The organism is Bacillus sp. VT 712 (assembly GCF_001614195.1).
Taxonomy (GTDB): domain Bacteria; phylum Bacillota; class Bacilli; order Bacillales; family Bacillaceae_H; genus Priestia; species Priestia flexa.
In genome coordinates this window covers 67,448-78,034 of record NZ_LWBK01000019.1, presented here as the reverse complement: position 1 = coordinate 78,034, position 10,587 = coordinate 67,448, and the positions used below count along the sequence as shown (strand labels likewise).

General features: G+C 36.6%; 15 protein-coding genes. 4 read left to right on the top strand and 11 right to left on the bottom strand.

The annotated features are described in order from the left end of the window. The 3 genes from A2U94_RS11300 to A2U94_RS11290 all read right to left on the bottom strand — a co-directional run. Positions 1-200, bottom strand: a 200-nt coding sequence (locus A2U94_RS11300) for a transposase (RefSeq protein WP_082823067.1), incomplete at its 3' end; no start/stop codon positions are given. Positions 201-326: 126 nt separating this feature from the next. Then, on the bottom strand, positions 327-605 hold the full coding sequence (locus A2U94_RS11295) for an AbrB/MazE/SpoVT family DNA-binding domain-containing protein (protein ID WP_025912108.1): 279 nt from the start codon (positions 603-605) through the stop codon (positions 327-329). 362 nt (positions 606-967) lie between these two features. Continuing rightward, positions 968-1,366 carry a replication termination protein gene (locus tag A2U94_RS11290; RefSeq protein WP_025912109.1) on the bottom strand — a complete coding sequence of 133 codons (399 nt, stop codon included), beginning with the start codon at positions 1,364-1,366 and terminating at the stop codon, positions 968-970. Between the two features lie 335 nt (positions 1,367-1,701). Here A2U94_RS11290 and A2U94_RS11285 point away from each other — a divergent pair, with 335 nt between their 5' ends. Continuing rightward, the gene (locus tag A2U94_RS11285; protein ID WP_025912110.1) at positions 1,702-2,136 is read left to right on the top strand and encodes an Hsp20/alpha crystallin family protein; all 435 of its coding nucleotides are present in this window, start codon (positions 1,702-1,704) and stop codon (positions 2,134-2,136) included. 254 nt (positions 2,137-2,390) lie between these two features. Next, on the top strand, positions 2,391-3,767 hold the full coding sequence (locus A2U94_RS11280; RefSeq protein WP_374700000.1) for a YjiH family protein: 1,377 nt from the start codon (positions 2,391-2,393) through the stop codon (positions 3,765-3,767). A gap of 337 nt (positions 3,768-4,104) precedes the next feature. Here A2U94_RS11280 and A2U94_RS11275 read toward each other — a convergent pair whose 3' ends face one another. Together A2U94_RS11275 and A2U94_RS11270 are read right to left on the bottom strand one after the other, a co-directional pair. Continuing rightward, positions 4,105-4,353 (bottom strand): anti-sigma factor, encoded by a 249-nt coding sequence (locus tag A2U94_RS11275; RefSeq protein ID WP_051567048.1) that lies wholly within the window; start codon positions 4,351-4,353, stop codon positions 4,105-4,107. 35 nt (positions 4,354-4,388) lie between these two features. Next, positions 4,389-4,670, bottom strand: coding sequence for a hypothetical protein (locus A2U94_RS11270; RefSeq protein WP_139109218.1), 282 nt, complete (start codon positions 4,668-4,670; stop codon positions 4,389-4,391). A gap of 156 nt (positions 4,671-4,826) precedes the next feature. Here A2U94_RS11270 and A2U94_RS11265 point away from each other — a divergent pair, with 156 nt between their 5' ends. Then, entirely contained in the window at positions 4,827-5,222 is a 396-nt protein-coding gene (locus A2U94_RS11265) for a thiol-disulfide oxidoreductase DCC family protein (protein ID WP_025907716.1), read from the top strand. Positions 5,223-5,243: 21 nt separating this feature from the next. Here the strand turns inward: A2U94_RS11265 and proC are convergent, their stop codons facing one another. Genes proC through A2U94_RS11245 form a run of 4 tightly spaced genes read right to left on the bottom strand, consistent with a single transcriptional unit; the run spans position 5,244 to position 8,038 of the window. After that, positions 5,244-6,074 (bottom strand): pyrroline-5-carboxylate reductase, encoded by an 831-nt coding sequence (proC, locus tag A2U94_RS11260; RefSeq protein WP_025907715.1) that lies wholly within the window; start codon positions 6,072-6,074, stop codon positions 5,244-5,246. Between the two features lies 1 nt (position 6,075). Beyond that, complete coding sequence (gene bshB2 / locus A2U94_RS11255) at positions 6,076-6,741, bottom strand: bacillithiol biosynthesis deacetylase BshB2 (protein WP_025907714.1); 666 nt, start codon at positions 6,739-6,741, stop codon at positions 6,076-6,078. Positions 6,742-6,756: 15 nt separating this feature from the next. Further along, positions 6,757-7,104, bottom strand: coding sequence for a YojF family protein (locus A2U94_RS11250; protein ID WP_025907713.1), 348 nt, complete (start codon positions 7,102-7,104; stop codon positions 6,757-6,759). 46 nt (positions 7,105-7,150) lie between these two features. After that, a complete protein-coding gene (locus A2U94_RS11245; RefSeq protein WP_025907712.1) occupies positions 7,151-8,038 on the bottom strand; it encodes a 5'-3' exonuclease in 888 nt (295 codons plus the stop codon). Positions 8,039-8,292: 254 nt separating this feature from the next. Here A2U94_RS11245 and A2U94_RS11240 point away from each other — a divergent pair, with 254 nt between their 5' ends. Next, complete coding sequence (locus tag A2U94_RS11240; protein WP_225001639.1) at positions 8,293-8,589, top strand: hypothetical protein; 297 nt, start codon at positions 8,293-8,295, stop codon at positions 8,587-8,589. A 44-nt stretch (positions 8,590-8,633) separates the two neighbouring features. Here A2U94_RS11240 and A2U94_RS11235 read toward each other — a convergent pair whose 3' ends face one another. Together A2U94_RS11235 and panE are read right to left on the bottom strand one after the other, a co-directional pair. Beyond that, on the bottom strand, positions 8,634-9,401 hold the full coding sequence (locus tag A2U94_RS11235) for a GIY-YIG nuclease family protein (RefSeq protein WP_025907710.1): 768 nt from the start codon (positions 9,399-9,401) through the stop codon (positions 8,634-8,636). Then, positions 9,398-10,333, bottom strand: a complete 936-nt coding sequence (panE, locus tag A2U94_RS11230) for a 2-dehydropantoate 2-reductase (protein ID WP_025907709.1) — start codon at positions 10,331-10,333, stop codon at positions 9,398-9,400. Before panE ends, A2U94_RS11235 begins: the two co-directional genes overlap by 4 nt. Positions 10,334-10,587: the final 254 nt, after the last annotated feature.

The window sequence follows — 10,587 nt, the reverse complement described above, 5'->3', positions numbered from 1 at the left end:
ATAAACATCATTTTGAATAGCGTAATGGGATGAATGGAAGGACGTCCATTGTCTTCACAATAATAAGGAAGAAGCTTTTCTTCAATAAAGCTAAAATCAATTGTCGCTTCAATTGTACGCAAAAAGTGATTGGCAGGAACTAAATCTTCTACAGAAACCATCACTTGTTCATCTCGATGATTTTTAAGTGCACCCATCATGTTTCATCAACTCCAGTCTTTTTTTATCAGTGTTACCACTGATAAAAAAAAGCAGACATAAAAAAGCTGTTGAGAACAAAGTTTCTCAACAGCCTGTAAAAAAGAACGTCCAATGACGTTCTTTTTTTATTTGTTTAAAGTACGTTGAAGTTCGTTCAGAAGTCGTTCCGCTCCTTTTTTACTTAGCACGACATTTCCATTAGCGAACGTAAGGTTATCACTCTTAATTTCACCAGTTACGGCACAAGCACCATATGGGCTATATTTCTGTAGAATAATAATGTCTTCATCAACGTATATTTCGACTGGATCACCTGTATTAATATTTAGAATTCGTCGCAATTCGATTGGAATTACAACTCGACCCAATTCATCTACTTTTCTTACAATACCTGTAGACTTCATAATCTCCATTCCTTTCGTACGATGTAAAATGTTCACCTTATGCAATAAACTCTTGTACATCCTCAGTTCTAAAATGCTCTTATTTGGTCCTCATACATGGATTTTGAATCTCAAAATAAGGCATTTCTGTTTTTAAAATTTATGTACAACTTGTATCATATCAATTCAACCTTTATTTATGAATAGTACATAGTCTTTAAAAAATAATCTATCCATATATGTTAAAAGTGTGTATTTAAACCATTTTATACCTATAAATCCATCTTTTTCACTACTGCTGACCCATAATATAACTTTTCCTAACATGAATTGGACGAAATTCCCTCTTTACAAATGTCTTTTTTTCAGTTAAAAAGAGGTATTCATGATTGAATACCTCTTGAAACAACGCTAAAGTTATCGCGAATGGCTTTTTGAATCATTGCCTCACATCTTTCTAGTTCTACCTTTAGCTGCTTTTTATATAGTTTTGCTTTTTCCTCTCCGCCCGCTGCAAACTTGTAATATACTACTTCCTGCAGCTTCATTCCTTCTTTCTTCTTTTTTACTTGTTTTAATACACCATCTTCAATTAAATCATGTAATGCTTTATATACTTCCGAATGATTAGGTTTAAAACCAAACGGTCGAAATTCTTCACGCAGGACATCTAAAAGCCTGAGTCCATATAAGCGTTCTTGCTCGGTCATTGTAATCATATATAACTTTAAAAAAGCACGCTGCTTTAATAGGAACCCACTAGACGTTCGTTTTTCTCTCATAGGTATACCTCCGCTTCAAGTTTACTTGACAATCGCTATATAATAATTATACTTTCTTACTCTCTCATAATCCTGCTTTTCATAACATAAGTCTAAATATTTAACTCCGTCTGAAACTTTTTTTACAGCTAAAACAAGAACTTATGTTCCTTATTTTATAATATATACCATCATAGGGGATTTCTTCAACTATCTCGCCTCGTTAAAGATGACATACCACCAATGAACAACATTCAAAAATCATGTCAAAAAAGAAATGATTCCTTCATATATATAAAATGAACCCATAACATTCTATAAATAATCACTTATTACTGACTAAGGAGGCAAATATCATGTCAAAACACTTTGATGATTTAGATTGGAGTTCTCTACATGACAAAGTCGAAGAAATGTTAGGGACTCACTTTTGGAACGACTTTACCACACTTCTCCCTAAAAAATTCCCAGCAGTTGATTTATATGAAACTGAGAAAGAAGGAATTATTGTGGCTGAACTTCCAGGTCTTCAGTCAGCTAAGGATGTAGAAATTAAAGTAGAGCTCAACACGCTTACAATTCAAGGTCAGCTCCCCTACTCCTATGAAGTTGCAAAACCACATTTGAAAATCAATGAACGCCATACAGGTGTATTTATGCGTACGATTAAACTTCCTTTTCAATTTGTAGAAAATGAAATTAAAGCTAAGTATCGCAATGGGTTATTAGAAATTAAACTCTTAAAGCAAGAAGTAAACCAGCAAATTGCAATCGAGTTTAACGAAGAATAAGCAGCCGTAAAACAGCTGCTTATTTTTATTTCATCCCAATACAGCTAGCGATCAAAAAATGCTTTTTATTCCGAAAATTTAAATTAAATTAATAACTTTTACTCTCTTATAAAGTATGTTATTTTTATAACGTTGCTGTTTTAAACATACAATCAATTTATAGATTTATGCATTTAAACACAGCCAGGTTCCGCTCTAATTTCTTCGGAATTTGAGCATACTTCTTTTGAATAACTATGTATGTGCATAATGAGGTGAAAGTATTGAAACAACCCCTTACTGAAAAAAAGTTTGCTTTATCAACTTTATTGATATTCTTACTCCCTTCTCTACTAGGGATTTTCTTGTTTATTGTTCCGTTTTCTTATAAGGGAGAACTAACCATCCCTATTGCTATTTTAGCAAATGCTGTACAAGCAATGCTTGAGAGTCAGCTTCCATTAATAATGACAATCATCGTTGTTGCAACAGCTGTTTTTACAATCTTATTTAAATTAACAAAGCCGGATTTTATAAAGAATAGTCCTTTTCTATCTTCTCTTTTTCTTGTTAGTTGGGTGTGGACTATTACGCGCTTGGTTGGTGCTGTATATGTCATCTTAACTTATTTTAAGATTGGACCTGAGGCTGTTTGGTCGGAAAACACAGGTGGGACGCTTTTATATGATTTAATTCCCGTATTGTTCTCTGTATTTTTATTTGCTGGTCTTTTACTACCTCTTCTTTTAAATTTCGGTTTATTGGAGCTATGTGGTGCTCTATTTACAAAATTTATGCGTCCAATTTTTACGTTGCCAGGGCGTTCATCCATCGACTGTCTTGCATCATGGTTAGGTGATGGAACAATTGGTGTATTATTAACGAGTAAACAGTATGAAGAAGGTTACTATACAAAGCGTGAAGCAGCGGTAATTGGTACCACTTTTTCAGTCGTATCCATTACGTTCACAATTGTTATTCTTTCATATTTAAAGCTAGAAGCATATATTATTCCTTACTACTTAACGGTATTGCTTATTGGGTTGGTTTCAGCCATTATTATGCCGCGTATCCCCCCGTTATCAAAAAAACCGGATACGTATCATGAAAATGCTAAAGATCATACCGTGGCAGACGAAACAATTCCAAAAGAGCATACGTCCTTTTCATGGGGAATGAAAAAAGCGTTGGATCGAGCAGAGAATAATACAGGCGTTAAGGCATTCTTTAAAGATGGAATTCAAAACATCCTTGATATGTGGATGGGCGTTGTACCTGTCGTAATGACAATTGGTACAACTGCGTTAATCATCGCAGAATATACGCCGCTATTTAAGTGGATTGGCTTACCTTTTGAGCCATTATTAGCTTTATTGCAAGTACCAGAAGCAGCCGAGGCAGCTCAAACTATGGTTGTTGGGTTTGCTGATATGTTCCTACCAGCTGTTATTGGATCAAGCATTGAAAGTGAGCTTACTCGTTTTGTTATCGCGTGTGTGTCTGTCACACAGCTCATTTATATGTCAGAAGTTGGTGGCTTACTACTAGGGTCAAAGATTCCAATTAAATTTATGGACCTTGTAATCATCTTCATTCTTCGTACGCTTATTACGCTTCCAATTGCTGTTATCGTAGCAAACTTACTGTTCTAGTATGTAAAAAAGAGTTTGGGACATAACAAAATGATTGCTTCTAAGAGACGAACACTAGCTGTTCCAATCTTTTTGGTTTGTCTGAACACGTTCGTTCCATTGCGCTACGGCCACTCGCTTTCCGCGGGGAGGAACCTGAGCTTCCTCGCTGCGCTGCGGGATCTCAGTTTTCCCTCTCTTTCCCGCAGGAGTCGAGTGTCCTACGCTCCATTCCACCCTGTTTCCAACATTGTTTTCACAATCAACAAAAAACCTGAACGATTAAAAGTGAGAAACTCTCAATCGTTCAGGTTTATCATTGGCTGAATTACTTATGTCCCAGCCTCTTTTTTATTAATTATAATGCGGAGCTAAGCACAATATCACCTTGTGGTAATTTATTATTAGCACTAGGCTCCAAAGTAATTGCCATCGTATCCCACTTTTGTTTCCGCTGCTCTTCTGTCATTTTATAAATCACTGTTCCGTTTCCTTGTTCATCCGCTACAAACGCACCTGCAGAAACCGGCTTGTCATCTTTAATAAGCCAGACTTGATAGACTTCATCTTTTTGAAGTTGTTGAAGGCGACTTGCTTGAATGACCACGTTTGCTTTTCCATTGTCGTCTACAATAGAAGCTGTTACCTTTCCTTTTTCAGGTTTGTCGGCTGTAAAGTAACCGTTTGAATAGAAGTCGCAGTCTCAGAAAGTTCCGGAGACTCACTTACCTCCTGCTCACTGTCTGACTTTAACAGTAGATACCCATTTCCGACTAATGAGAAAAATAAGCCCGCTGCTAATAACGGCATCCACCTGCTAGTAGACCTTATCTTATTCTTCTGCTTAATTTCTTCTTTATGATGCGATAGTTCACTCACTCGTTCATCTTCATGAAATACATTTGCTAATACGCGTTCTTTCATACCTTTCTCCTTTAACTCATCTGAGTCCTTATTATATAATCGTAATAACGTATCTTTTTGGATCATTTTACTTACATCTTTTAAACGTACCTTTCTTTTTGCTAAAACACAAGTATAAATAGGTTAAATGATACCTGAGCAGGAGGCTTTTTAGACGTGAGAAAAATTATTTTATTTGATGGTGTGTGCAACCTTTGTAACCACAGCGTTCAATTCATTATTAAGCACGATCAGCATGCTTTATTTTCATTTGCATCCCTACAATCAGAAGCTGCCGCTCATTTATTAGGGGAGTTTAACTTATCAAGCAATCAGCTTGATAGCGTCGTTTATATTGACGGCAATAAGCTTTACACTGAATCCACTGCTGCTTTAAAAATTGCTAACCATCTAAAAGCACCTTGGAAATTTGCTTCTATTTTCATTATCATTCCAAAACCTCTTCGCAACTTTTTTTATAAAATCATTGCTAAAAACCGCTATAAATGGTTTGGAAAACAGAGTGAGTGCATGATTCCAACACCAGATATGAAAAAGCGATTTATTGATTAATTCTTCGCAAAAAAAAGAACGTCATATTAGACGTTCTCTCTTTACACCTTTAATGCTTCCATTAGCCTTTGAATTGGTAGCGTCTACAGCTCGATGAATCATTTCTTTAAAACGATGCTGCTCCATCACTTTTAAACCCTCTGCTGTCGCACCTCCAGGCGTTGTTACCTGCTTCCTTACAGCTGATGGGTTTGCTGCATGTTTAATCAAATTAGCCGAACCTGACATCATCTGCACAACAAGCTTTTGGGCAAGTTCTTTAGACACTCCGTAGCTCATAGCTGAATCAATTAATGCTTCTGAGAAATAAGCGACAAACGCAGGAGCACTCCCTGTAATAGCGGTAAGATATCTCACTTCATCTTCTGTGCAAAGCTGAGAGGATCCTATGCTATTTAAAATAACTGTTAACGCTTGTTTATGACTTTCACTCAGTGAGCTTCCAACGGCATACAGCGATATTGACTCACCTATTGTAGCGGCTGTATTTGGCATGATCCAAGCAACCGCTGTATGAGCTGGCAACCTCTCTTCTAAATAACTAGGCCCAATTCCCGCTGCTACTGTAATGACAAACTGATTGGTTACAAGCTTAGAGAGTTTTTCAAGAACTTCGTCATGTACCTCAGGAGGCATTGCTAAAACAATAGTTGTAGCATTTTTAACTTCTGCTTCCCAATCTTGCGTCACGTCCACAACATACTTTTCTTTAAGCTCTGCTAAACGTTTTTTATCGCGTTGATTTGTCATCACGATACGTTCATTCATAGAAGCATTCGTATGAATTAACCCAGCCGCAATAGCTTCTGCCATTCGCCCTGCTCCAATAAATAATACCTTTTGATTTGTCATCTTAGTCGTCCCATTTATACGTCCAGAATTCTTCTCGTAGAAGCATTCTTTCAAGCTGCGGGTTGGATAACAAAGCATCAACCTCCACGCCGTCAAACATCGCTTCTGTTTGTGAACGGTGCGCCTTTAATGCCTCAATCTTCTTTGCTTTTACACTCGATACATCGATAACAACGTCGGGATTACCAATATGCTCGATGCGATCATGTGAGAAGGCATGACACCAAACGATCGGGCGCTCTTCTTTTGGCATTCTCTTTACCGCATGAAGCGTAGCTGCTCCAGTTGCGTTATGGTCAGGGTGAACCGCAAAGCCTGGATAGTGAGTAATGATATGAGTTGGCTTTACCTCTTGAATAATAGATTCAAGACGATCGGCAAAATCTTCAATATCTAAAAACTCCAATGTTTTATCACGTAAACCCATCATACGTAAGTCTTGAATATCAAGGACTTCAGCTAAATCCTGAAGTTCTTTTTTACGAATCTTAGGAAGCGTTTCTCTGTTAGCAAACAACGGTCTTCCCATATTTCGTCCCATTTCACCTAACGTAATGCAAGCATATGTAACCGGTGTTTCTTTTTGCCTTGCTAGCGTAATCACTCCAGCTGCTCCAAACGCTTCATCGTCTGGGTGTGGAAATACAATTAATAATCGTTCTTGCACAATAATTCTCCTTTCTTACTCAAACGGTTTTTCACTTAATTGAAACGCAACGGCTAGACGACCATCCGAATCATGGCCCGCTAATAGTAATCTGTTATGGTCATCAACTTCCCAATCTGTTAAGCCTTCCGCATAGATCCAGCCTAAATCAATTTGAAGTCCTACTCGATATGGCCCTTCACCTGTAATTTTGCCGCCTGATACGTTCACTTTCCCATTGCGGATAAATGCTCCTACGTTCATTGCCTTTGCATTTATATGAGACGCATACGCTCCATTTGTTGTTTCAAGATGAACATATATATCTTTATGAAAAAAAGTTTCTAATTTTGCTTGTACGCTTTCTTTATCAATTGGTTGCAACGTTTTTACTCCTTTCAAGCTTTCCTCTTTTTTATTTTACTAAAAATTACGTTTGAAGCATAATGTTTAGTTCTAGCCGGTTTATTTCTACTTCCCACAGTGATAAATTTCGCTCAAATTTTAGTTGAGGCCACTCGGTCAGATTAACCGCTTCAATATCCGTATCAATCTTTACAAGCTCTAGGCTCAATTCAGCTAATTCTTGGCCGCTCTTTAGTTTTTTCTTATATCGATTAAAAGTTACATCTAAATCGTCAACCTGTGCATAAATTCCTTCAATTGAACCATATTGTTGTATAAGAGGTAATGCAGCTTTTTCACCCACACCAGGAACACCTGGAATATTATCTGACTTATCACCTAACAAAGCTTTTACATCTACCCACTGAGTGGGAGATATGCCATATTCAGATTTAAAGTCCGTAGCTGCATACAAAACATCACCAATTTTTGGCTTCGCCACAATTTGCGATACATGCTCATTTAACAGCTGAAACAAATCGCGATCATTGCTGTAAATATATGCTGGAGACTGTTTTTGTTTTGTCCATTTTAACGAAAAGGCACCAATAACATCATCTGCTTCATATAGTTCAACTGAGAGCTGAGGAATTCCTACAGTTTGAAAGAAAGTACGCAGCGTTTCATACTGTTGAATTAATGATACTGGTAAATCATTTCTCGTTTCTTTATAAAAACTATATGCTTGTTTGCGTTTTGTCTCGTTACGCTTTACATCCCATGCGACAACGATGTGCGTTGGCTCATATTGCTTAATTAAATTATTCATCTTTTGAACAACTACACGCAGCGCATTTGTAAATAAACCTTTGCTATTGCGAGGTAAATCAGCTTCTTCTCGCCCATATGATGTAGCAAAGTAGCATCGGCTCAGCAAATTAAAGCCATCAATTAATAATAATTTTTCGCTCAAACAAACACGTCCTTTTTACTTATTTAACAACGTTCCACATTGCTGGATTAGCTGGATTTTTTGAAAACATACTATAGCATTATGCTTGTTAATCGTCAATTTAACAGCCTAAGAGCTAGTTTTAGAAGACAACTTTTTGTAAATACATTATAAAGGTGTTAAATTGTTGTTATACTTATGGTGTTTGACTTTCCGATTTATTGACTATGCTATAAAATAAAAACACAGATCACTTTGTATTGAAGGTGAAAATGATGATAAAATTGTTAAAAACAACGGCCGTTTTATTACTTATTACACTATTGCTTATTAGTGCTTATAACCATACGATGTCAAGTACGGTCATCATAGTATGCAGTTCGCTTATTTTTTTCTTATTCGTGTTAAGTGACTTCTTTCTTGCGCAAAGATCGTGGGGATTAAAGGGATTGCAGCTATACATGTCCATTATGTTTTTCATTATTGCTATCTTTGAAATGCATCACGTAGTTAGCTCTTTATGTATACTTTCCATTATTGCCCTCCCACGGGTTATTGACGAAATTGCTTAAGTATTAAAACCAAGCTGTAATAGAATACAGCTTGGTTTTGTCGTCTACATATTTACTTTCGTAATTAAGCGCTCAGAAATTCTAAGCGCTTCAATCAATCCAAATTTTTGGACTAAACGAATAGCCTCTTTCATTTCTCTCTTCTTCACGACGTGGTGCTGAGTAATATTTAATAAAACCTGCATGACAACCAAATCTTTTAGCGTAAATATAAGATTCTTTTTCATGTCACGTTGAAAGAAATATTGTTCCGTCAACAGTCTCTCACTTAAAGTGATAATCTCAGCGTCTGATAAATGAAGTATTGCCCGAGCCTCACTCCGAGACCATAACCTCTTCGCTTCATCTCCATTTGCTATTTCTTTTACACTAGCCGAAGTAAAGCGCTTATTTCCAACAACTTTTTTCACTTTGGATGTAGCAGGCTCTGCAGCTTTTTTAACCTCTACCTGACAATTAGTATGCTCAGCTCTTAGAGGCCGCTTATGCTTATACTTAATGCCATATTGATTATAGATAGGGAAATACGCATTAATGAGCATCGTTTTAAGCGCTTCGATCGTTTCTTTTGAACCTTCTATCTCCAACCAGCCAATAAACGCAATAGGCTGGTTTTCTTGAAAATCACCGCTTTTAAGATGTGCAAACACCCTTTGTTTTAATGAATTCATTGTACTACCAATATAGACAAGTTCCTTTTCCGTATCAAAGAGAAAATATAGACCCTTTTTTGAGGAAAGGCTTTGTACCTGCTGAACTGGAACAAGAGACTTTATCACATCTAATTTTGCAAAATCAATTGTCAAGCTCACTGGTTATCAGTCCCTTTTTGAACTTTCTCATATACCTTTAAATGTTGATAGACAATATGTAAAATGTCTGATTTCACATCATATTTTTGTGCTAACCGTAGGAGGTACCCTTGAAGATGTTCCGCTTCAGTCATATACCCCTTCTCAATGTCTCGTTGCATGGATGATTTCATAGTATAAGTCATCGATTCCATTGTTTTCATATGCTGCTGTACAATTCCATCGCTAACCGGAGCACCTTCTCTTACCATGATTTCATACACTTCTTGAAGAAGAGATTGAATAAACGTTCTACCTCCTTCTACATCACGAATAGGCCCAATTGGTGAACGCATCAAGGTAGTAACTCCAGAAAGGGTTGTAATAAATAGATACTTATGCCACATCTCTTGTTCAATACAATCGCTTAGCACAAATGAAGTTTTTGTATAGCTAAATGCAGTTTCTAAGCGCTCGATTCGATTTGTTTTTTCACCATTAAATTCTCCATAAACGACTCGATGTGCAGGGCTTGTTTGAATAATCTCCCCATCTGCGTTCAATGTCGTTTCGATAAAACAAAGACCACCTATTACATTATCCTCTCCGAAAGCTCTTTGCAACGTAGACAGATGATCAATTCCATTTAACAGTGGAATGACAGTAGTATCACTTCCTACAAACGGTTTTACATCAGCTATTGCTTGATCCAGATGATATGCTTTTGTCGAAAATAAAACGCAGTCAAAGGGATGTACTCCCTCACTGGTTGCTGTGATTAACTTTGGAGAAAATGAATAATCACCATGTATGCTTTTAATGACTAATCCACTTTTTTCAAGCTGTTTTTTTCTTTGACTTCGAACTAAAAATGTAACATCTTCTCCTTTTTCAGCAAGGCGCCCACCGAAATAGCCCCCTACTCCACCAGCTCCTAATACTAAAATTCGCATGAAAGCATCTCCCTTTCCCTCTATACACTTGCTATCTATTATTCTATTTTAGCATAATAGCGTTTTAAAATTGAGAATATTCATTTTATCTTTTCGCTTTTTCCAATTTATTTTCGTTTGTGATACCATTTATATAGTAGAGTAAGCATGCTTTTAATGTATTACCTAGATAGATATATACAAAAATGCAAACATAGTGTATGGTATATAATCATAAATCATAATCATTTCGATTTTATACAGGAGTTAGAAAA